At 25.3% G+C, this 23,802-nt stretch carries 25 protein-coding genes and 1 pseudogene; 6 read left to right on the top strand and 20 right to left on the bottom strand.

The genetic code is table 11. The features are described from left to right. Positions 1-47: 47 nt before the first annotated feature. From ABFX13_RS08315 to larE, 3 genes are read right to left on the bottom strand one after another with little or no spacing between them, the layout of a single operon-like run. The gene (locus ABFX13_RS08315; protein WP_346044831.1) at positions 48-446 is read right to left on the bottom strand and encodes a hypothetical protein; all 399 of its coding nucleotides are present in this window, start codon (positions 444-446) and stop codon (positions 48-50) included. Positions 447-504: 58 nt separating this feature from the next. Continuing rightward, positions 505-1,662, bottom strand: coding sequence for a THUMP domain-containing class I SAM-dependent RNA methyltransferase (locus ABFX13_RS08310; protein WP_346044829.1), 1,158 nt, complete (start codon positions 1,660-1,662; stop codon positions 505-507). Between the two features lie 8 nt (positions 1,663-1,670). Then, complete coding sequence (gene larE / locus ABFX13_RS08305; protein ID WP_346044854.1) at positions 1,671-2,480, bottom strand: ATP-dependent sacrificial sulfur transferase LarE; 810 nt, start codon at positions 2,478-2,480, stop codon at positions 1,671-1,673. 145 nt (positions 2,481-2,625) lie between these two features. Between larE and ABFX13_RS08300 the strand changes: the two genes are divergently transcribed. Continuing rightward, positions 2,626-2,853, top strand: a complete 228-nt coding sequence (locus ABFX13_RS08300; protein ID WP_346044827.1) for a hypothetical protein — start codon at positions 2,626-2,628, stop codon at positions 2,851-2,853. Positions 2,854-3,033: 180 nt separating this feature from the next. On the opposite strand, the pseudogene ABFX13_RS08295 reads toward ABFX13_RS08300, so the two are convergent. The 5 genes and pseudogenes from ABFX13_RS08295 to ABFX13_RS08275 all read right to left on the bottom strand — a co-directional run. Next, positions 3,034-3,351 (bottom strand): annotated as a pseudogene (locus tag ABFX13_RS08295) (Spx/MgsR family RNA polymerase-binding regulatory protein); the annotation flags it as partial. 124 nt (positions 3,352-3,475) lie between these two features. Continuing rightward, complete coding sequence (locus ABFX13_RS08290) at positions 3,476-4,780, bottom strand: YopA family protein (protein ID WP_346044825.1); 1,305 nt, start codon at positions 4,778-4,780, stop codon at positions 3,476-3,478. 88 nt (positions 4,781-4,868) lie between these two features. Beyond that, on the bottom strand, positions 4,869-5,444 hold the full coding sequence (locus ABFX13_RS08285) for a GNAT family N-acetyltransferase (RefSeq protein WP_187005765.1): 576 nt from the start codon (positions 5,442-5,444) through the stop codon (positions 4,869-4,871). Between the two features lie 228 nt (positions 5,445-5,672). After that, entirely contained in the window at positions 5,673-6,068 is a 396-nt protein-coding gene (locus ABFX13_RS08280; RefSeq protein WP_346044823.1) for a GNAT family N-acetyltransferase, read from the bottom strand. A 140-nt stretch (positions 6,069-6,208) separates the two neighbouring features. Then, entirely contained in the window at positions 6,209-6,481 is a 273-nt protein-coding gene (locus ABFX13_RS08275; protein ID WP_346044821.1) for a hypothetical protein, read from the bottom strand. Positions 6,482-6,727: 246 nt separating this feature from the next. On the opposite strand from ABFX13_RS08275, the gene guaD reads away from it, so the two are divergent. Together guaD and ABFX13_RS08265 are read left to right on the top strand one after the other, a co-directional pair. After that, a complete protein-coding gene (gene guaD, locus ABFX13_RS08270) occupies positions 6,728-7,999 on the top strand; it encodes a guanine deaminase (protein ID WP_346044819.1) in 1,272 nt (423 codons plus the stop codon). A 129-nt stretch (positions 8,000-8,128) separates the two neighbouring features. After that, positions 8,129-8,338, top strand: a complete 210-nt coding sequence (locus ABFX13_RS08265; protein WP_346044817.1) for a cold-shock protein — start codon at positions 8,129-8,131, stop codon at positions 8,336-8,338. A gap of 79 nt (positions 8,339-8,417) precedes the next feature. Here the strand turns inward: ABFX13_RS08265 and ABFX13_RS08260 are convergent, their stop codons facing one another. The 11 genes from ABFX13_RS08260 to ABFX13_RS08210 form a co-directional block, all read right to left on the bottom strand. Further along, entirely contained in the window at positions 8,418-9,104 is a 687-nt protein-coding gene (locus ABFX13_RS08260; RefSeq protein ID WP_346044815.1) for a coiled-coil domain-containing protein, read from the bottom strand. A gap of 157 nt (positions 9,105-9,261) precedes the next feature. Continuing rightward, positions 9,262-10,653: an FAD-binding oxidoreductase gene (locus ABFX13_RS08255; RefSeq protein WP_346044851.1), complete on the bottom strand. Its 1,392-nt coding sequence runs from the start codon at positions 10,651-10,653 to the stop codon at positions 9,262-9,264. 18 nt (positions 10,654-10,671) lie between these two features. Then, on the bottom strand, positions 10,672-11,889 hold the full coding sequence (locus ABFX13_RS08250) for an FAD-binding protein (RefSeq protein ID WP_346044813.1): 1,218 nt from the start codon (positions 11,887-11,889) through the stop codon (positions 10,672-10,674). Positions 11,890-11,901: 12 nt separating this feature from the next. Beyond that, complete coding sequence (locus tag ABFX13_RS08245; protein ID WP_346044811.1) at positions 11,902-12,690, bottom strand: electron transfer flavoprotein subunit beta/FixA family protein; 789 nt, start codon at positions 12,688-12,690, stop codon at positions 11,902-11,904. A gap of 13 nt (positions 12,691-12,703) precedes the next feature. Then, positions 12,704-13,975, bottom strand: coding sequence for a nickel-dependent lactate racemase (gene larA / locus ABFX13_RS08240; RefSeq protein WP_346044809.1), 1,272 nt, complete (start codon positions 13,973-13,975; stop codon positions 12,704-12,706). Positions 13,976-14,294: 319 nt separating this feature from the next. Beyond that, positions 14,295-14,990 carry a FadR/GntR family transcriptional regulator gene (locus tag ABFX13_RS08235; protein ID WP_346044807.1) on the bottom strand — a complete coding sequence of 232 codons (696 nt, stop codon included), beginning with the start codon at positions 14,988-14,990 and terminating at the stop codon, positions 14,295-14,297. 118 nt (positions 14,991-15,108) lie between these two features. Next, positions 15,109-16,383 (bottom strand): ABC-2 transporter permease, encoded by a 1,275-nt coding sequence (locus ABFX13_RS08230; protein ID WP_346044804.1) that lies wholly within the window; start codon positions 16,381-16,383, stop codon positions 15,109-15,111. Next, on the bottom strand, positions 16,383-17,243 hold the full coding sequence (locus ABFX13_RS08225; RefSeq protein WP_346044802.1) for an ABC transporter ATP-binding protein: 861 nt from the start codon (positions 17,241-17,243) through the stop codon (positions 16,383-16,385). Before ABFX13_RS08225 ends, ABFX13_RS08230 begins: the two co-directional genes overlap by 1 nt. 4 nt (positions 17,244-17,247) lie before the next feature. Then, positions 17,248-17,619 carry a GntR family transcriptional regulator gene (locus tag ABFX13_RS08220; RefSeq protein ID WP_346044799.1) on the bottom strand — a complete coding sequence of 124 codons (372 nt, stop codon included), beginning with the start codon at positions 17,617-17,619 and terminating at the stop codon, positions 17,248-17,250. Between the two features lie 164 nt (positions 17,620-17,783). After that, on the bottom strand, positions 17,784-19,028 hold the full coding sequence (locus tag ABFX13_RS08215) for a sensor histidine kinase (RefSeq protein WP_346044797.1): 1,245 nt from the start codon (positions 19,026-19,028) through the stop codon (positions 17,784-17,786). Next, complete coding sequence (locus ABFX13_RS08210; RefSeq protein WP_346044795.1) at positions 19,015-19,683, bottom strand: response regulator transcription factor; 669 nt, start codon at positions 19,681-19,683, stop codon at positions 19,015-19,017. The genes ABFX13_RS08215 and ABFX13_RS08210 overlap by 14 nt, the downstream gene beginning before the upstream one ends. Before the next feature lie 176 nt (positions 19,684-19,859). Between ABFX13_RS08210 and ABFX13_RS08205 the strand changes: the two genes are divergently transcribed. From ABFX13_RS08205 to ABFX13_RS08195, 3 genes are all read left to right on the top strand, one after another. Then, on the top strand, positions 19,860-21,212 hold the full coding sequence (locus tag ABFX13_RS08205) for an MATE family efflux transporter (RefSeq protein WP_346044792.1): 1,353 nt from the start codon (positions 19,860-19,862) through the stop codon (positions 21,210-21,212). 252 nt (positions 21,213-21,464) lie between these two features. Beyond that, positions 21,465-22,292, top strand: a complete 828-nt coding sequence (locus ABFX13_RS08200) for a hypothetical protein (RefSeq protein WP_346044789.1) — start codon at positions 21,465-21,467, stop codon at positions 22,290-22,292. A 131-nt stretch (positions 22,293-22,423) separates the two neighbouring features. Then, positions 22,424-22,825: a hypothetical protein gene (locus tag ABFX13_RS08195; RefSeq protein ID WP_346044787.1), complete on the top strand. Its 402-nt coding sequence runs from the start codon at positions 22,424-22,426 to the stop codon at positions 22,823-22,825. 35 nt (positions 22,826-22,860) lie between these two features. Here the strand turns inward: ABFX13_RS08195 and ABFX13_RS08190 are convergent, their stop codons facing one another. Continuing rightward, positions 22,861-23,598, bottom strand: coding sequence for a YwaF family protein (locus ABFX13_RS08190; RefSeq protein ID WP_346044785.1), 738 nt, complete (start codon positions 23,596-23,598; stop codon positions 22,861-22,863). Between the last annotated feature and the right edge of the window lie 204 nt (positions 23,599-23,802).

The raw sequence follows: 23,802 nt of genomic DNA, 5'->3' as shown, positions 1-23,802 counted from the left end.
AAGCTTTTAAGATAAGGGCTTAGTTATAACTAAGCCCTTATCTTAATTTATTCTTCAGAACTATTTATTTCTTCTAAAGTTTCTTCTTGTTTAATATTTGCTATTTTCTCACTTCTTATAACATCATTATCTTTATGATTTTTAGAAGAATTAGTGGACTTTTTTGATTTTGGGAATAAATTCATATTCAATTTTATTCCACCTTTTTTAGTCTTGTTTTTAGGATTTTTTTTCATTCCATATTTCTCTTTTTCTCTTTCAGGAACTAAATCATTTAATACAATTTCAACCTCTTTATCTTCTTTATCTATAATTTCATTTAATATAACATCTTCATTTGGTAAAACTTCTTCTGTAGAAGTTTCTTTTATTTTATTCTTACTTTTAATTTTGTTATTTTTTCTTCTTGATTGAACTTTTTTACTTTTTTTTGATGCTATTTTCATATATATCTCCCCCTAAAATTTATTTATACATTATATGTATATTTTAGAGGGCTTGCAATTATTTGTTATTATTTATATATTTTGGTGGCTTAGGTCCTATATACTGATATATATATGTTTTTAATCTACCATTATATAGCTTTCTTTTCTTAGTAGCTTTTTTATTAAAAGCATTTTCAAAGTCTTCATATGAAGTTACCATATAATAAGACCAAGTTTTAAGTTCTTTAAATGCATATCCTAAATCTTTATATAACTTTTTAACAGTTTGTTTGTCTTCAAGTCTTTCTCCATAAGGAGGGTTAGTTATTATAAATCCAAACTTTTCTTCACTTTCAAAGTTTTTAGCATTAAACACTTTAAACTCTACATAATCTTCAACTCCAGCAAGCTCTGCATTTTTTCTTGCTATCATTACAGCTTCTTTATCTATATCATAACCGTAGATTTTAAAGTCTGCATCTGTATTCATTTTCTCAAAAGCTTCTTTTCTTACATCCCACCATATCTTTTTATCCATAGTAGTCCATTTTTCAGCTATAAACTCACGATTTAGTCCAGGTGCCATATTAAGTCCAAGCATAGCAGCTTCTATAACTATAGTACCAGAACCACACATAGGGTCTACTAATATTCTACCTGGTTGCCATGGTGTTAATTGTACCATAGCTGATGCCATAGTCTCCCTTAGTGGAGCTTTAGTTGATACTTCTCTATAACCTCTTTTATGAAGAGCCATTCCACTAGTATCTATTGCTAATGTTACTATGTCTTTGTGAATAAATACTTGTATTGGATATTTTTCTTTAGTTTCTGGCAACATACCATCTTCTTGGTAACTTATTTTTAAACTTTCAACTACGGCCTTTTTAACTATCGCTTGTATATCTGGTGTAGAAAAAAGTTTAGATTTTATTGATGAAGCTTTAGATACAGGAAATTCTCCACCATATGGTATATATTTTGACCAATTTATAGCCTTAGTATTTTCAAATAAATCATTGAAAGTTTTAGCTTCAAATTCAGCAACTTTTAAAAGTACTCTCTCAGCTGTTCTTAACCATATGTTAGACATAGCTATACCTTTTTCATCAGTTTTATATGTTATTCTACCATCTTCTGTTTTTATTATTTCATATCCTAAATTTGTTATCTCGTTTTTAAGTATTTTTTCTATTCCGAAAAAACACGGTGTTATTAATGTATAATTTTTCATGCTTCCTCCTAATGCTTGATTCCTTCATTCATGCTACCCATACGATAGCCTAATAAGTCTAAGGATACATATTTAAATCCTATATCTTTTAACTTATTATGTGTATTTTTTAGTAACTCTTTATCAAAAAATTTATGTATCTCATTTTCTTCAACTTCTATTCTTGCTAGATCATTATGTGTTCTTACCCTGAACTGTTTAAAACCTAAATCTTGTAAATATTCTTCGCTTTTTTCTATCATTCTAAGCTTATCATTTGTTATAGTTTCTCCATAAGGTATTCTAGTGGCTAAACATGCAAATGCAGGCTTATTAAATGTAGGTACATTTAATTCTTTTGATAGGATTCTTATATCTTCTTTAGTTAATAAGCTATCCTTTAAAAGACTTTTTATATCTAATTCTTCTAAAGCCTTAAGTCCTGGTCTATAGTCTCCTAGATCATCTAAATTAGTTCCATCTAAAACGTAATTTATATTACTCTCTTTTGCTATATTTTTTATATTTGTAAAAATGGTTTTTTTACAGTAATAGCATCTCTTTTCATCATTATCTATAAACTCTTTAATATCAAAATTATCAATTTCTAAAACTATATGTTTAACACCCAAAGTTTTTGTATAAGCCTTAGCTTCTTCTATTTCTCTATTTGAATGCATCATAGCATGTATTGTTACAGCTATACATTTATCTCCTAGTGTATCATGTGCTACTTTTAATAAAAAAGTACTATCTACTCCTCCTGAAAATGCAATTATAACACTCTCAAGTTCTTTAAGTTTATTTTTTAAAACTTCTAGCTTGTTTGAAGTATTCATTCCCATACACTCTCCCATTTTATAGTACCTTTAATTATATACAATATATAGTTTTTAATCAAATATTTTAGAATATGTGTCGATATTGTAATATTTTGTTTTTATGAGCATGTTATATTATAATTTTATTAAGGGGGGAAATAATATGACTATTAAATTAAATCATTTAGAAAATTTACTTAAGTGTAATAAAAATATTAAAATTGGATTTATAGAAGATACTAATATTTTAGAAATTAAAAATTTATCTACAGTTATTTTAAAACTAGAACTTTCTAATAATAGTTTAGAATATAATGCAAAAATTATTTACGATGCTATTACTAATTTAGAAGGTATTACTTTATACATACCAAAAATTTATATACCTTAAATATAAATTAAATATAAATTGGGTTAATTTACAAATTAACCACGTAACTAATTTTTTAGTTTTACTTTAGTGTAATTATGTATACTTGCAATTATATTTACTATAATTATTATTGATGCTAACTTAAGCGTATTATGATAATTATAAAAAAGAACTCTATTACAGAGTTCTTTTTTATAATTATTTATTTAAAAGTTTTTCTTTCCATTCATCTTCTTTAAATCCTATAAGTACATTTTTCCCATCAAATGCTATAGGTCTTTTTATAAGCATTCCATCACTTGCTAGTATTTCTAAAAGCTTATCATCACTTGCAGTCTTAACAACATCTTTAAGACCTAACTCTCTATATTTTACTCCACTTGTATTAAAGAATTTTTTTAGTTCATATGTACCAGATTTATACATAGTTTCTAATTCTTCTTTACTTGGGGGATTTTTTACAATTTCTATTTCCTCAAAGTCTATGTTATTTTCATTAAGCCAAGCCTTGGCCTTTCTAACTGTTGATCATCTAGAATATCCATAAAATTTTAGCATATTTACCACTTTCCTTTACTGTCTTTTTTATATTATTACACATATTTAGAAAGTTTAAAACATTTTTTAAATAAATCTAATTTTATTCATTCCAAGGCACTACCTCAACTTCACCATACCATCTTTCTTTTAACCGATTTGAATACTCACCCTTATAGTTAATTATGTACAATACTGCTAGTTCTACATATCTTGTTCCTATTTGAAGTATATTCCACATATCTTCAACCGTTAAGTTGGCTCTTTTCGTTTTTCTAGTAGGATGAACTATTTTATTTCTAAAATATGTAAATATGTCTATTCCATCATCAAATTTATTTTTAATATAGTCATTAAATTCATTTAATTCTTCTTTTCCATTATATATATTACATATTTTTAATAATAATCTTATATTATCTGATGCAGTATTTTGTTCAAACTCTATATCGCTTAAAACTTTTGATTTTTCAACAACTACTACATAAGAAAGTGTTTCAAGTGCTATTTGTATTGAAACAACATTATTTTCTATACTAATATTATCAAGAGATTCTATATACCAGTCAATAACATGTTTAAGTGCTGGTCCATAGTAAGAATCATGTAATTTTCTACACATTAAATTTATATATTTTTCTATATTATGATGATTAGCTATTGTATCAGCCCAAGTTGGAACATATTTAAATGGAGTTACTATGGATTCTTTCCATAATCTAAAATTGTTCTTTCCATCTTTATATCCTCTAACTAAACATATACCCACGTATCTGCCAGCTAGAAAACTAAGTGCATCAGTTATTTCATCTAACAACTTAAATATATATGTTGATTTAAATGGCTTATTGTCTTTTCTCTTTATTCTTCCAATATGAGTTATTATACTTCCATTTTTAAATCTTAATTCTTCATATAATTCTTTTCTATAATCATATCGTTTGTCTATAGTTATTTCATATCCACTAACTTCAAATTCTATTCTTCCAGCAAATAACTTATCTAAAGATTTTATTAATTTCCCTTGTTTCTTATCAAAATTTACAATATGAAAATCTACATAATCTACATATCTATTTTTGGATTTTATTAAACCACTACTTACATATCCATCTACGTAATTTTTATTTATACTATTTATAGTTGCATGAATAGGTTGATATCCATGTACTTCTAAAATTCCTTCTAAAAATTCATCTTTGAAGGGTTCTAAATCTTTGCTTTTATAATCTAGTATTTTAGCTTCAAAATTTATACATACGGGAGAACTAATTTTATAGTAGATCCGGCCCTTACATTTATATAGCTTGTCTAGGTAAATGCAAAAATTTCCTTCATGAATAACTATATCCTCATCAATACCATAATCTAGGTATGGTGAGGATATAGCTTCTCTTACTACCTTCATTTTTAGCCCACCTTTATTTAAAACATAGTTGTCTTAATATTATAACATATATGACAAATAAAAAACATTTATAAATACGATAATCTTTTTAGTCTTCTACATTTTCATAAATAAGTTTATCATTTTCTAAAATTGAATATAATTTTAAATCAATAAAATTTCCCTTATATAATTTATCACTCCTAAGTATTCCATCTAATTTCATACCACTTTTAATCATTACTTTTTCAGATGCTAAATTTCCTGATACACATCTAGCTTCAATTTTTTTTAAATTCATATTGTTAAATCCAAAATCTATAACTTTTTGTAATGCTTCTGTAGTTATTCCCATATTCCAATAATCAAAATTTAGTATATACCCTACCTCTGCTTTTTTATTTTTTTCATCATATTTAGAAAATCCACAGATTCCTATTAACTCATTATTTTCTTTTAATGCTACTGCCCATGGAGTAGGTTTATCATTTTTGTATCCATCTAGAATTGAATTTAAAAATTTATGAGTTGAATCAATATTTTTGTCAAAATCCACAAGCATATGTTTGCTTACATATTCATTAGATAAACATATAAATAATGTATTTAAGTCGTATATATCTACCTTTCTTAAAATTAATCTATCTGTCTGTAAAGTTGGAAGTTTTTTAAACAAATTTTTCAAATTTTTACCTCCTTGCTCTTATAACTACTATACTATAAATTTATTGCACGCTCAAAGATTAATACAATATATTTTTTTCTATCCATTCACTTTTTAATAAATCCATATAAACTGCGTCTGAAAATCTACCATATCTACTATCAAAATAAGCTTGTCGTATAATTCCTATCTCTTTAAAGCCTAACTTTTTATATAAATTTTGAGCTCTTTTATTGTCTATTATGGTTGTTAGTTCAATTTTGTTAAATTTAAATTTTTAAACATAAAGTCTAAAAAGTGACTTAAAGCATCTTCTCCATATCCTTTTCTTTGCTCACTTTTTTCACATATTTTTATTCCAAACTCAGCTTTTTGATTTCTTGAATCATAATTGTTATAGTTTATCTCTCCTATAGGAGTTAAATCTTCTTTTTTACAAATTATAAAACACCTTCTATCACTACTATATAAAGATCCATTATTTATTTCATTTATAACTTTATTTTTTATAAATTCTAAACTCTGTAATGTTCCAAAATATAATCCTGAATCCCCCATCATCTCTCCATCATTCCACCATTTGTGTAATATTACTTCATCTCCCAATTCAAAAGGCCTTATAATTATATTTCTACCTATAATCATTATTATTTCCCCCTAGATTTTCAAAAAGTTTAATAACTCTTTTACCATTATACTCATCTACCCATCCAGCACTATTACATAATCCTGAATATAATACTATATTTATATCTAAATCTATCTTAAATAATTCATAAGCCTTATTATTTATATAGTCTATAACGCTTCTTAATATTGCTATAAGCCTCTATCATCTTTTCAAAATTATCTTTAGTTTTATTAAATACTATTTCACTAGCTATTTTTTTCCATTGGTACCCATTTTTTGTGAGATAATCCTTGCACTTAACTAACAATTCTGGGTAATGAATCATATACTCATATTCCCATAATTTAATTTTGTCATCTATTGAAATATCTAATTTATCCTTAAAAACTTCTTTAAAAGTTTTAAATGTATCAATAGTATTAATCATAATATTACCTCCAATCATAAACTCATACTATCCATATCTATTTATATAATTCTCTTATTAAGTCTCCTATATATACTATTCTTCAAATAAACTTCATATCCTATCTTTTGTAATGGTTAATATAATAAATGTAATTTAATGTAAATACCCAATTCCGAACTTTTTTATTCATTTACATTAAAATGTACATATATTATAATGACTATTGTAAGTTTTTATAACTTTAAACATAATTAGGAGGGTTTTATGACGAAAATATATAAGGGGAATATAATTTTCACGAAAAATAAAAATAAATTTGAAATAATAAAAAATGGATTTATAGTAGTTAATAACGGTAAAGTTGTAAACGTTTTTAATAAACTTCCAAAAGAATATATGGATAACGAAATTATAGATTATAAGGATAAGTTAATAATCCCTGGTATGAACGATCTACACTGTCATGCACCTCAATTTAGAAATTTAGGTATGGCTATGGATAAAGAGTTAATTCCTTGGCTTAATGACTATACTTTTCCTGAAGAATCTAAATATGCTGATATAAAATATGCTGATAAAATGTATAAAAAATTTGTAAAAGAAGTTTGGAAAAAAGGAACTACTAGGATTGCTGTATTTGCAACAGTACATAAAGAAGCTTCTATAAGACTTATGGATATTTTTAAAGCCTCTGGTCTTGGAGCTTTCGTTGGTAAAGTTAATATGAATATTAACTGTCCAGATTCACTTTTAGAAAATACTAAAAAATCTATTGAGGATACTAAAGATATATTAAATATGAATCTTAGTAAAGATTCTTTAGTAAAACCAATTATAACACCTAGATTTATCCCTAGCTGTGATAGTGAACTTTTAAGAGAATTAGGAAACCTTGCACTTGAATATAACGTAGAAACTCAATCTCATTTATCTGAAAATCTTGGAGAAATTGAGTGGGTTAAAAATCTTCAACCTGATTCTAGATTTTATGGTGATGCTTATGATAAATTTAATTTATTTGGTCAAACTAAAACTCTAATGGCTCATTGTGTTTATTCTAGTGATGAAGAATTAAATCTTATGAAAAACAATAATGTAATGGCTGTTCACTGTCCTACATCAAACTTAAATGTAGGTAGTGGTGTTATGCCTATAAGAAAATTTTTAGATAAAAATATACCTCTATCTCTTGGTTCTGATGTTAGTGGAGGACATGATTTATCTATTTTTAAAATGATAGTTTATGCTATACAGTGTTCTAAGCTTTGCTGGGTAAATTCTAATAAAGAACTTGATTTTTTAAGCCTTTCAGAAGCTTTTTACATAGCTACTAAAGGTGGTGGAAGTTTCTTTGGTAAGGTTGGAAGTTTTGAAAAAGATTACGAATTTGATGCTTTAATAATAGATGATAGTGAATTAAACCATGATAATTATAACTTAATCGAAAGATTGGAAAGATTTATATATATTGGAGATGATAGACATATACTTCATAGATATGTTAGAGGTAATAAAATAGATGAACCTACATTTTAATTTAATAAAGTTTTTATAGATTATATTCTCTTGGTATATATTTTCCACTATTAAAAAACTTTTTATAGTACATACTATTTTTAGATAACTTTTTAAATTATCTAATTTTCATTAAAAAGGAGTTTTAATATGGCTAAATTTACTGGTGTAATTAAATGGTTTGACAATGATAGAGGATATGGATTTATATCTGCTAATGATGGAAATGATGTTTTTGTTCATCATTCTAATGTAAAAGAAAATGGACATTGTAAAGATTTACATGAAGGTGAAGAAGTTAGTTTCGATGTTATAGATGCACCAAAAGGTCCATCTGCTATAAATGTTCATAAAATGTAGATTTAATAAAAAAAGAGAGTATAAATTTATACTCTCTTTTTTACAAAATCTAATTTTTTATATTAATTATAATTTACTTTTAGTTTTTACCTAACATACCTTTAACTAATTTAGCTGTGTCTAAGACTTCCTTTTTTATATTGTTAATTTTATCTTTAGTACTATTCACTTTATCTTTAGCATCATTTACCTTGCTTTTTACTTCTTGCCCTTTATTTAATGCATCACTTTTTATATTATCTATTTTATTCTTACCGTCATTTATTTTATCTTTTTTATTTTCTAGACTTTTATCTATTTCTGTTAACTTATCATTAGCTTTATCAACCGTAGCTTTTATTTCATTTCCTTTTTTATAAGCATCATTTGCTTTATTTTCTATTTTATCTAATTTACTATTAACATCATGTTTTGCTGAGTTTACACTATTTTTAGCATTATCTATTTTATTGTTTGTACTATTAAGCTTTGATCCTATAGATTGACCTAAATCACTAGCTGAATCCAGTGCTTTATTTGCATCTTTTAGAGTAGTTTTTGCTGAATCTACTTTATCAGAAAAATCATGTGCAAAATCAACTAATGAGCTTACATGTGAATCTGTGTCTATTTCATCAAATTTTTCTCTTATTTTTTTGCCTACATCAGTATTTATACTTGTTTTTTCTGCTTCTGTCTTTTCTTTTTTCTTTATGTCATTACTTGAACATCCTGTTAAAATCATAGTCGATATTAATGTTGTTATTATAAGTATTTTTTTATTCATGACTGCCTCCAGTTTTTAATTAGAAATCTAACTTTTTTATTGTTTTATTATTTTACTATATTTTTATAATTTTGTATATACAAAAAACAAAATTTATAAAAAATAATGCCTCAAAATAATTTATATAAATTATTTTGAGGCATTATTTTTTATTTAATTAATATATTTTCCCTGGATTTAAAATATTTTTATGGTCAAATGCCATTTTTATATTTTTTATTAAGTCCATATAAGCTTGACTTTGAGATTCATGTAAATATTCTTTTTTAGCATAACCTATACCATGTTCTCCAGAAACCTTACCATTAAGTTCTCTTGATTTTTCATACATTTTTTCAAAGGTTTGAGCTAATTTTTTATCCCATTCATTTTTTTCTAAATCATCTCTTAATATATATATGTGAAGGTTTCCATCACCAGCATGACCAAAGCTTTTTATTCTTATATTAAGTTTTTCTTGAAGTTCATTTGTAAATCTTATAAATTCTGTAACTTTATCTCTTGGAACAACAACGTCACACTCATCCATTTCAGTTGTAGTTGCTTTTATTGCTTCAAGAAATGCTCCTCTTGCTGACCATATAGATTCATTTCTTTCTTGAGTATCTGATATAAATACATCATATGCTCCGCATTCTAAACAAAGTTTAGCTACTTTATCGTATTCTTTTTCAATATCTTCCTTACTATTTCCATCAAATTTTAATAATAGGTATGCATCTGAAGTATTGTCTGGGAATTTTTTTCCTAAGAACTCTTCAGCAGCAAGTATTACCTCTCTTTCCATAAATTCTATGGCAGTTGGTATAGATTTAGATTTTATAATTTTGGGAACAGTTTCTATAGCTGTAGCTAAATCTGGAAATGGTACAAGTAAGCTTATATCTTTTTTAGGCAATGGTAATAATTTTAATATAGCTTTAGTTACTATTCCTAAAGTACCTTCTGAACCTACAATTAAATCTTTTATGCTATATCCTGAACTATTTTTAACAACTTTACCACCAACATTTATAATTTCACCATTTGGAAGTACTACTTCAAGTCCTCTTACATAGTCTCTTGTAACACCATACTTAACGGCTCTCATTCCACCTGCATTAGTGTTTATATTACCTCCTATTGTGGCACTTTTTTCTCCTGGATCTGGTGGATAGAATAAATCTTTTTCAGTTACATATTGACCTATAGTCATAAGTAATACACCTGGTTCTACAGTTAAAGTTAAGTTTTCTTCATCCAGTTCTAGAATTTTATTCATTTGACTTAAGTTAATCATTATACCACCATAAATTGCAACTGCTGCTCCAACTAATCCTGTTCCTTGACCTCTTGGAGTTACAGGTATGTTGTGTTCATATGCATATTTCATTATTTTAGAAACTTCTTCTGTGCTATGAACATTTACTAATACTTCTGGATACTTTTCAACTCCTCCTAATTCATCATGAGAGTAATCTTCATTGATATTCTTTCCAATTAAAACATTTTCATTTCCACATAAATTTCTTAAAAATTCAATATCTTTGTCATCTATTTTTTTATACATCATGATTTCCCCCAATCCTTATTCTGCTGAAACTGCAACTTGATCATTGTTTGATTTTTCTAATTCTATATCTTCAATAAGTTTAGGTATTACATCGTAAATATCTCCTACTATGGCATAATGAGCTGTATCAAATATAGGAGCTTTTTCATCTTTGTTAATAGATATTATACAATCAGAACCATTCATACCAGCTGTAAATTGTATAGCACCTGATACTCCACAAGTTATTATAAGTTTAGGTTTTACAGTTCTACCACTTAGTCCTATTTGCTTTTTAGCATCTATCCATCCAGCTTCTACTAAAGGTCTAGTTCCTGCTACTTGTCCACCTAACAACTCTGCTAGTTTATAAAGCATATCCATATCTTCTTTTTTCTTTATAGCTCTACTTCCAACTATTATAACTTCTGCATCTTCTATTCCTACTTCTTTGTTTTTGTTATTAACTTGTAAAACATCTATCTTAGAATTTAATTTATTTTCATCTATATCACATAGTGTAATTTTTCCAGTTGGATTTTCAACCTTTTCAGGAGCTGTAAATATTTTGTATCTAACTGTTGCAAATTGAGGTCTATGATTTGGTGTATGTATGTGAGCCATTATATTTCCACCAAAAGCTGGTCTGATTTGGTCAAGATCAGTATTTTCTTGTACATCCAGTATTGTACAATCTGCTGTTAAACCTGTTTTAAATCTAGCAGCAAGTCTTGGTGCTAAACTTCTTCCAAGTGTAGTTCCACCAAATAATAATATAGTTGGCTTAACTTTATTTATGAAATTTTCTACACATGCACTATATGGCTCTATTCTAAAATCTTTTAAATTTTTATTATCATATACAAATACTTCATCTGCTCCATAAGAAAGTAATATATCTGTTTTGTCTTTTATATTGTTTCCAACAAATACACAGTAAACTGGTTGATTAATTTTTTTAGCCATTTCTTTTGCTTTTCCTATTAACTCAAATGTTACTGGATGTATATCTCCTTCATGATGGTCAACGTATACTGCTATACCTTTCCACTCATCTTTATTTATTTTAACAACTTCATCTTCTACAAATTCAAATATACCTTCAGGTCCTGTTCTTACACATAATTTACACATCTTGCATCCAGCACCTATTTCTAACTTACCATCATTTAATTCTATAGCCCCAAAAGGACATATGTCTAATACTTTTTGAATATCTTTAACTTTATCTTGATTTATAACTATTTTTGCCACTTTAAATCCCCCCTATAATAACTTTAACTCTTTTATTTTGTTAAGTAATTTAGATGCTATTTCATCACCATCACCTGTCCATACTTCTTTTTCTATATCTGATGTTGGTGGGAATATTTTTAAAACTTGAGTTGGAGAACCATTAAGTCCATAATGTTTTTCATCTTTATCATCAAAATCTTTAAGACTAATCATAGGTATCTCTTTATCTTTAGTTTTCATTTTTAATTTAAAAGAAGGTAATCTTGGTTGGAAAATTTCTTTTTCTACAGTTATTAAGCAAGGAAATTTGATTTCACAAATTTCACGAGTATTAGGCATATCTACTTCTACTACTATACTATTTTCTTTTGTTTCTATTAATTTCGTTACATTAGTAACATGAGGTATATTTAAAAACTCTGCTATTTCTGGTCCAACTTGAGCTGTATCTCCATCTGTAGTTTGTTTACCACAAATTATTAAATCAGTATCTCCAAATTTTTTAATACCTTGTGAAATTGTATATGAAGTTGCAAGTACATCAGCACCAGCAAACTTTCTATCACTTACTAAAGCACCTTCATCTGCACCCATCATGAAAGCTTCATGAATTACTTGTTTTGCTTGAGGAGGTCCCATACTTAAAACTTTTACTTTTGCACCATTTTCTTTTTTGATTCTTAAAGCTGTTTCTAAAGCATATAAATCATATGGATTCATTTTAGAATCTACTCCATCTCTTTTTAAGACTCCTGTTTTCTCATCTACTTCTACTTCTGATGTTCCTGGAACTTGTTTTATACATACTAAGATTTCCATATTATTTCCCCCTTTACTTTACTATTACTGATACCCCATCAGGTATTAAAGCTACTTTAGCATTTTTCCCTTTTATGTCAAAAGCCATTTTAAGGGCTTCGTCAAAGCTACTTGCGTGTTTCATATGCATACTTTTAATCATATTTGGATCACATAAATCAGTTACCATAATTACAGTAAATTTTTCTAAGATTCTTGCTAGTATTTGAAATTCCCATTGATCTGGTATTGTTTTATCCTTTGGAATCTTTCTTACTTTTTCAAGTATTTCAGTAGGTGAAGATGCTCTTGCTACATTATCATAAAAAGACTGACCTCCATGACCATCATTACAAGCAGATATCATAATTATTACTCCACCTTCCTTGCATGTGACCTCTGCTGCTGTCATTCCTTTTACTGTTTGGTATATGTTTTGATCTAAAGGATATCCTCCATTTGTACTAATTACAATATCTGCATCTACTGCATCTACTTTAGATAGTTTAGTTACAAAATCACATCCACTTTTATGTGCCTTTTCTACATCTCCTGCAAATGCCCCTATAACTTTTTTATCTTTATCTATAACTACATTTAATATAAATGCTAAATTAACACTTTTCGCTGCATATAACATATCTTTATGAATTGGATTATTTTCAAGGTTACCTGTTCTAGCATAAGGACTGTCTATAAATTCAGAACAGTGGTTATACATTATTGTTTTAACTGATGCTACTCCTGGAAGCACACTTTTTCTTCCTCCAGAAAATCCAGCAAAGAAATGTGGTTCTATAAATCCTTCAGCTATTAATAAGTCTGTTTCAACTATAGCTTTATTTACAATTAGGTCTCCACCTGAAGGAAGAGTACCTACCTTAATCATAGATTTTTCATCTGTTGCAAAATGCATTATTATTTGTTCATTATCTACTATCTCTTCTCCCATTTTATATACAAGTTCTTCTCTTGTACTTGGTCTATGACAACCTGTTGATATTATTATTTTTATATCTATATCAGGATTTGAACTTCTTATTTTTTTTAACATTATAGGTAATGTTACTTTACTTGGTACTGGTCTTGTATGGTCACTAGTAATTATAACCATACTTTTTTTGCCTTTTACTAGTTCCTCTAACTTATCACTTCCTATTGGTTTTTCTAAAGCTTTTTTTACAATTTCATCTTGACTAAGCATTATTTTAAAATCATGAGCTTTAGACTGCAAAACTTTTAGCATGTTTTCATCTGGTATATTTATATTCATCCCAGACTTTGAGTAAGGTACTTTTATCTCCATTTATTTCCCTCCTATTGAAATATAAATCCTCAAGATATACTATCTTCCAATATTTTAAAATCGTTTTCCCGAAAGTTATTAAATTATAAAGTTTAATGTTTTTAATGAATTGATATATACATTTTAACTTAAATTTTATTGGTATTATGGTCTTACCAGTTTGTACTTTTATGATAGTAAACTTCATAATAATTTACAAGTATTGTTTATGTATTAACAAAATATATAGTATTATTTAATTTTTTATTTACTTTCAATATTTGGCTTACATTTTTTAAATTTTTTATAAAAAAATATAGATTCCAAATTTTCTTGAAATCTATATTTTATCCATAGTAATTTTTATTAAATCTAAATGTTCTTTCATGTACTTATAAGCATTTTCAGGCTCTCTAGCTATTATTGCATCACAAATTTTTTTATGTTGATTATTTAAAATTTCTTCTTCATTATAGTAATTTACTATTTTTTGTCTTGAGTTCACTATGAAATCTTCAAGTAAATTTAGTGATATTTTGTATAAACTTTTGATTAAAAAGTTCTTGCTCATACAAGCTATTTTGTAGTGAATCATTTTATCAATACCTTCTTTATCACAATTTTTGTCATTATTTGTTAAATTTTGTGAAATCATTTTCAACTCTTCAAATTCTTCTTCTGTTCCCCTTATAGCAGCTAATTTAACAGCTTCAAGTTCTATCATATTTCTTAGCTCTAATATATCCTCATAACTTCCGTTGTTTAATATAAACATCATCGAAAGAGGTTGTATAAGAGATGATTCTATATTGTTGCAAATAAAGTTACCTTCTCCTTGCCTACTTTCTATTATTCCCATAGTTTCTAAAACTCTTATGGCTTCTCTTATCGAAGTTCTGCTAACTCCCATTTTTTCAGATAGTTCACGCTCTGACATAAGTTTATCGCCCTTTTTAAGTTTGCCTGATAATATCATATCTTGTATTTGATTTATTACTTGTTGATATATTTTTTTATTAGTTATATTACTAAACAAAGTTTTTTCCCCCTTTACATTTAAATATTTATTAGTATATTATACTATAAATATTGTTAAGCAATAAAAAATACTATTTAAAACAATTTATATTTGCCTTAAATAGTACTTTTATATTTTATTTATTATTTTTTAATTCTGGTAAAGATACTTCACTCATTGATCCTCCCATATTAAAATCAGGTCTTATTATAATATCTCCTATATGTGTAAATGGTAAATCAACTAAAAATTTACCCGTTATATCATATGCAATTGAATCTAGTGAAAAATAATCATCATCTAAATTTAATCCCTTTGGTATTGTATATTCCATGTATGTATAACTATGAGGCTTTATGCCTTTAGAAAATAGTGGCCAGTTTATATCACTTTCTTCAAATGGATATTTCATATCAATCTTTAGTGGTGAATTTGTCAACATTTCTTTATTTTTATCTTTATACATATCAAAAGTTATATAAGATTCTTCTAATCTAAATGTATATTTAGTTGGATTTTCTATCTTAAATCTTAATTTAAGGCCATTTTTAGTTTGATACTTCTTATTTAATTTTATATCAATTTCAAAATTATTTTTTATTAAATAATCATCTTCATGTATTAAATTCTTAAATATAAATTTGTTTCCTAAAATAAATAATGCAGATATTATAATCATAAAAAGTGATAGCTTTATAAATTTATTAGTTTTAATATTGTTATTTTTTTTATTTATAATTTTTAAGGATATATACATAGATAGTATAAATATAATAAATATTGTTATAACTATAATCGGCATACTTATATTCATAACTCTAAATTGATTAACTAGAAAATTTAGTAAATTACTAAAAGTACCTGTAAATGAAATACAACTTAATTCATTTGATATACTTGAATGATGTATCATTGTAGCTATTATATCCATTGGTATAAATGCTATAAAAAATATAAATACGCTTAATATTCCTGCAATAGTTCTTATATTATGATACCCAAACTTAAAATACATAGGTAAAACTATAGATACTATTAATATAAATATACTTAAAGAAAAATATATATCATTTAAAACACTACTTCTATGAAATATTGGCTCTAGTATAAAATTAATCAAACTACATATAGTAGTTACTAAAATTATCACTATAAAAGCTAATATATATTTTGAATATACTATGTCTTCTTTACTTAATGGTATACTATTTATATAATTCATATTATTTGATTTATAATCATTATAAAAAGTATTAGCTACTATAAGATAACTTATAAAAATTGGAGTTATATAATATGATGATGAATTGAAAAAAAAGTACATAAATAAAAATACTAATACATATTTTATATTTCGTATCCCCTCACCCTTTATGCTTACTATAAAATCTTTTTTAATTAAATTAAGCATTATCTATCCCCCTTTACATAGTAATACATTATATCTTCTATATTAGGTGATTTTATTTTGTCATTGTTCATATCCTTTATTTCGTTATAATGTTTCATACTTTCATCTATTTTAACTAAAACCTCACTGTAGTATTTTAAATGTTTCTTTCCAACTACATTTTTATTCATATTATCTATTTGCTCTTTGGTTCCATTTATAATCTTGTAGTTTTCCCTTAGTGTTTCTTTATCTATACTAAAAACTTGGTTACCATTATTAATAAAAGTTATGTAATCTGCTATTTTATCAAGTTCTTCTGTATTATGAGTTGATATAATTACACTTTTATTTCCTTCTTCTATAAACTCTTGTAAATACCCTAGCAATTCTTTTCTAACTATTGGGTCAAGTCCTTCTGTTGGCTCATCTAATATTAAAAGCTTTGCATTATGACTAAGTGCATTAGCCAACAGAAGTTTGCTACTTTGGCCTTTTGATAAAGTTTTTATATATGAATTTTTATTTATATTAAATTTATCTAAATAATAATCAAATTTATTACTTTCAAAGTTCTTATAAAATAATGAATTTATCTTTTTATAATCTTTAACTTTTAAATGACCATAAAAATCTAAACTGTCATATACAAACCCTATATCATTTTTTATATCTATAGGATTTTTTTCTATACTTTTACCAAATAAGCTTATACTTCCACTATCACTTTGAATAAGTCCCATTATCATTTTTATAAGTGTAGTTTTACCTGAACCATTAGGTCCAATTATTCCCATTATAAATCCTTCTTCTAGGTTTAGATTTATATTCTCTAATTTAAAATTTTTAAAACTTTTACTTACATTATTAACCTTAAGCATTTTATCACCCCTCATAAATCACATTAAATATTTCAAAAATTTCTTCTTTACTAAGATTTATCATCCTCGATATTTCAATAATTTCTTCAATCTTAGTTTCTATCTCTTTTACTTTTTCTTCATATACTAATTCTTTTTTAAATATAGCAACAAAGCTCCCCTTACCAGGTACTATATCTATAAATCCTTGTTTTTCAAGTTCTTCATATGCTCTTTTTGTGGTTATAACACTTATATTTAAATCTTTAGCTAGACTTCTTATAGACGGCAAACTTTGACCTTGTTTTAAATTATTAGATATTATAGCTTCTCTCATTTGATTAACTATTTGCTGATATATAGGAATATCTGATGAATTAGAAATTATTATATTCATATTAGCTCCTTTCATCAATTGTTTATACTATGCTGACTGTATATAAACAGTATATACAGTTAGTGTCTATTTGTCTAGTCACTTTTATAAAATTCAATAAATTAAAAATCCCCTGGGCTTAATGCTCAAGGGATACTTAACACTTTGTTAAGGGGGTGGTAATATTAATCTTTACTAAATTCTATGGTAAATATAACAGAATTTTTTCCATTTTTAATATTATATTTAAAACCATGTTCTCTAAGTATTTGACTTACAATATATAAGCCTAATCCACTACCTCCAGTTTTTCTATTTCTTGATTTTTCTACTCTGTAAAAAGGCTTAAATAATTTATCTTTGTGCTTTTCATCTATTATGACTCCTGTATTTTCTATTTCTAAGATTGGATTTTCTTTTTTATATAATCTTATTGTTAAATCAGCCTTTTGCGGTGAATACTTAATAGCATTATTTATTAAATTGTTTATAGCTTTTGCTATACGCTCTTCATCTGCTTTTACAACTATTTCACTATCCATTTTTACATCTAAATTTATTTCTTTTTCCTCTATTAAGTATATTTGTCTTTTTATAAGTCTATTTATTAAATTAAATAAATCTATTTCTTTAGTTTCGGGCTTTTTTTCTATTATTTCAAATTTTGATACCTGTATCATTTCTTCTACTAAAGTTTTTAACTCTTGAGTAGATTCATAAGATTTTTTAAGATAAGTATCTCTATCTTTATATTTTCCTACGTTATAAATCATACCTTCTAGTTGCCCACTTATTATTGTTATTGGAGTTTTAAGTTCATGAGATACTGTGGCTATAAATTCTTTTCTTTTAGCTTCTTGCATTCTTTCATTTTCTATAATATTTATAAGTGGTTTGGTTATCCACTTTGAAAATACATAGGATGTTATAGTAGATAAAACTATAGCCACACATAATATTATGGGCATTAAATCAAATATTACAGTAGTTGCCTCATCTACAGGCTGAAGAGGCATACTTGTATCTAGATAATATGGTATTTTACTATTTTTAATATATAATACTGTAGTTTTTTTATAATTTTTATAAGAATCACTTATATTATTTGAATATGGTAAAAATGATAATTCTTTATTTCCATATTCAACCACACCTCTAGCATCTCTTAATAATACTCCCACATTTTCACTCTGTGATAATCTATATAAATCTTCTTTTAAACTAATTAAATTATGATTTTGTGATTTAGCTGATAAAATCATAAGTCTATTATCTAAAGATTTTATTTTATACCTTTCATAATATGACGGAAGTAAAAGAGATAAAATTAGGTATATAGTTACTATAAGTCCAATAGATAAAGTTGTTATTATTATAAATATTTTTCTATTTATTGCTAAATCATCCCATTTATCTCTAATTTTTGTCAAGACTATACCCTATTCCTTTCACTGTTTTTATATATGGTAATTCTATTTTTTTTCTTATATTTTTTATATGCGCATCAACAACCCTTGTATCACCATAGTAATCATATCCCCAAACACTATCTAATAAATTTTCTCTAGTTACTACTTGTGGATAACTATCTATTAAAGTTTTTAATATATTAAATTCCTTTAATGTTAATTCTATAGGTTTATCTCCAAGTTTAACTTGATAAGTATCTAAATCTAAAGATAATTTTTCAAAATTTAATATATTTGATTCATTTTCATTACTAGTTCTTCTTAGAATTGCTTCTACTCTTTTCATCAATAATGTAAATGAAAATGGTTTTGTTATATAATCATCACACATTAAATCAAAGCCTTTTATTTGATCACTTTCTTGATTTAGTGCAGTTAAAAATATTATTGGAACATTTGAAGATTGTCTTATCATTTTACAAACTCCATATCCATCTAAATTAGGCATCATTACATCTAATATAACTAAGTCAAATTCTTCTTTTTTAAAAGCTTGTATACCTTCAAGTCCATCATTAGCAGATTTTACATTATATCCTTCTGCACTTAAAAATTCTACAATCAAATCTTGTATGCTATTATCATCTTCTATAACTAATATGTTTTTATTTTTCATAATCAATCTCCTATTATTACTTCAATTTAATTTTTTATTTTACATCTTTTATGTGAATTTTTTATGAACTACCTTTATTATACAACATTATATTATAAGTATTTATGAATTAATTTTTAAAATATATGAAAAGCTAATAAAGAGACTTTTAAGAAAGGACTGAGTTTTTATTGACATTGACAAAAGACAGTTCATTTTATAAATCTATATTTAGTATATCACTACCAATAGCTACTCAAAATTTAATAACCTTTGCTATTAGTATGGTTGATACTATTATGCTTGGTAGACTTGGTGAAATTAGCTTATCTGCTTCAGCTATAGGAAATAATATATTTTTTATATTAGCAGTTATAATTTTTGGCGTTGGTAGTGCATCTAGCGTTATGGGAGCTCAGTACTTTGGAAAAAAAGATATAAAATCAATACACAAAGTTATGGCTATAATGTATAGAATATGTCTCCTTTTAGCTATTTTGTTTACTTTTATATCATTTGTTTTCTCAAAACAGTTAATATCTATATTTACAGATGATAAATTAGTTATTGCCGAAGGTGCAAAATATTTAAGAATAATTTCTTTAGGTTATATACTCTATGCTATAACAAGCTGTACAATAACAATACTTAGATCTGTTAAAACTATTAAAATATCACTTGTAGTATATAGTGTAGCTTTAGTTATTAATATATTTTTAAACTGGGTTTTAATATTTGGTAATTTAGGATTTCCAGCTTTAGGAGTATCTGGAGCTGCTATTGCTACTGTTTTATCTAGATGTAGTGAAATTTTAGTTATTTTAATATTTATGTCTAAGTTTGAAAGTAAAATAAAGTTTAAATTTAAACATCTAAAATTATTAGATAAAGTAATGTTTAAAGATTTTATAAAAGTTTCTACACCTATAATACTTAATGAATTTTTTTGGTCAATAGGATCTTCTATGATTTGTATTATAGTAGCTAGAATGGGTACAAATGTTGTAGCTGCAAACAGTATAAATAATGTTGTAAATCAATTTGCAACTTTATTTATACACGGCTTATCAAGTGCATCTTCTGTAATTATTGGAAATACAGTTGGTGAAGGAAATAAAAAAAAGGTTATGGAATACGCAAATACCATTTGTCTACTTAGTGTATTTATGGGAATTTTAGCTGGCCTTACAATTTATTTTTTACGGCCTATAGCAGTTAATTTGTATAATATATCTGATGATACTAAAGCTATTGCTTGTGAAATTATGATAGCAACTTCTATAGTTTCAATTTTTAGAGCATTATCTGCTAATATTTTAATGGGAATATTACGAGGTGGTGGAGATAATAGATTTGTATTTTGGCTTGAAATGAGTTTTTTATGGTTTATAGCCATTCCACTAGGTTTTATAGCTGCTTTTGTTCTAAAACTTCCTATAGTTTTAGTATTTTTAATTATTAGAATTGATGAAATACTAAAAAGTTTTATCGGTATATTTAGGGTGATTAGAGGTAAATGGATACATGATGTTACTCGTGATTTTAATTAAATAAATTTATAGCCTAGAGTTAATACCATTATATTAACTCTAGGCTATATTACTTATAACTTGTATTTCTATGATTAAAATTTTATCATATTGTCCTCTCATTGTTTCTAATTAAATATTATTTTCTTTAAAAGATTAAATCACAATTGATTGCTATATATAAATTTAATAGATTTTATCCAAGATACTTAATTAAAAGTATTTATATTATGGTAAAATTTATTTATATTAATAAAAAATGAGGTAAGACATATGATTTTTTTTAATACTTTAATAAATAGTTTTATTAATTTAGCTAGTATTTTAGGAATCTTCGTGATATTTGGTTTTATTTTTAATTTAATTGAAAATAAAAATAATCAGTTGATTCAACAAGCATTAGGAGAAAAAGTTATAATTTTTACAGGTTTTATAGGTACTGTAGTACATGAAATTAGTCATATGATTATGGCTTTGATATTTAATCATAAGATAGTTAAAATTGAGTTATTTAGACCTAGAAAATATAAAGAAGATGGTATATTGGGCTTTGTAAGAAGCACTTATAATCCTAATAGTATTTATCAACAAGTGGGAAATTTCTTTATAGGTATTGCTCCTATGATTTTTGGAACTTTAACTATATGGTTATTGTTAATTATATTTTCTAATAATAGTTATACTATGTTTTTAAACAATTTGAATATAAATTTATATTATAATTACCTTCAGTCATCTAATTACTCAAATTTTATTAGCCTTTTAAGTCATGATGTTTTTTTGTTACTTAAGACTATATTTTCTTTTGATTATATTTTTAATATAAATCATTTGATTATGTTGTTTTTAATATATTCCATAGCTACACATATGACGTTAAGTTTTGCAGATTTAAAAGGTAGTTTTAAGGGGTTATTAGTTTGTTTTGTTGTGATTTTTGTAATTACGTTTTTAAGTAATATATTAGGAATTTCTAGTATATTTGTAAATAATGTTGTTTTTAAAATTAACTTATATGTTTTTTTATTTTTAATGCTTGGTTTAGTTTTTTCTTTATTAACACTTTTTACATCATTTATTATAAATATTGTAAAAAAATGAGTATTTACTAAATTTTAGAAAATAATATATATTGAATTGTTTTTATAATAGGTTTAGAAAGGGTGAAGTTTTTGGAAATAATTTTAATTATAATAGCATGTATAATTGCTTTTATGTTTATAAAATACCTATTGAAAAAAATATTATTAGCTTTATTTATTCTAGGGTTTTCAGGTGTTATTAGTTTTATTTATAAAATTCCATATAGTATAAGTGTACTTTCAATTTCAATACTCATTTATTCTATTAAAACTATATTTTCAGAAATTAAACATATTGGTGGAAACCTTATCAAATCTAGTAAACTATATTTAAATGGATGGCACGAAAAAATAGTTGATTTATTGTTTAGTTTTAATTACATAGTTTTTATTGGTATTTGCTATATTCTTCTTATACGTATTGGTTTTTCTATGATAAGTGCTATGGATTTAGTTATTGCTTTTTTCTTTACTTGGATATGTATATGGTTAGTTGGTCATAGCAAAAATACATTATTTAAATGTATCAATAAAGAAGAATTTGAAATTTAAAAAGGTATGTCATTTTTTATGACATACCTTTTTAATTAAGTATTTATAGCTTCAACATCATAGCATTCTTTTAAGTCTTTATCTTGATTTTTATTGATAATTATATATTCTAAAATTAAAATTATATTGAATATCATCATAACTATAAGTCCATATAAATATGGATTTAAATTGTTTCCTATGCCTATTGGAGATGAACTCATAAATGCATAGTTAGATCCTATTATATGATTAAGAATAAATATTAATGGATGATATATATTTGTTATAATAACTATTTTCTTTAATTCATATTTATTCATTCCTATATTTTTTACAAATAATAGATAAATAGAACCCCAAAGTAAAAATATATGCCCTATAAAGTATGAAAATTGAGTTATATGCGGAAATGAAAATGGATCAAGGGCTGGAAATAACATAGCTGATATTGATCCGAAAATTCCCCAATAAGAACCCATCTTAGCCATAAAATCCTTTTTTAAAATTAATCCTATTAATAAAGTAATTATAGCTACTCTACAATGAAATAAAGGTAATCCTTCTTGTAGTGGATGGTAATTTTCCTTGAAATACCAAAAATATAATATTACTTGTTGAATTAATAAAACAATTCCAATACATAATTCAAAAATTCTACTTTCTTTTTTCTTTATAATAATAAACATACTAACTACTAAAGCTATACTTAATATAATTAGATGCAATTTGCCAAATGTAGCAAAATGATTTTGTCCTATAGATTTTCTAAAAAAATAATGAAGTTTATCCATGTAAGTCTCCTTAAGTCAATTATTTGCACAAGCATTTGCACGTTGATTATATATCTTCAATATTATTTATACTAACCTATTATAATCTATCATAGATATTTTTCAAATACTTTTTTGATTACATAATTAATAAAAAGTTAATATTAATTGTATTTAATTTTAATTTTTGGGATATAATTTTAATGTTCATTTAATTTATTTTTA

Source organism: Paraclostridium tenue (assembly GCF_039521565.1).
GTDB lineage: Bacteria > Bacillota > Clostridia > Peptostreptococcales > Peptostreptococcaceae > Paraclostridium > Paraclostridium tenue.
Note: the sequence above shows the minus strand (reverse complement) of the source record. Positions and strands in the feature narration are given on the sequence as shown.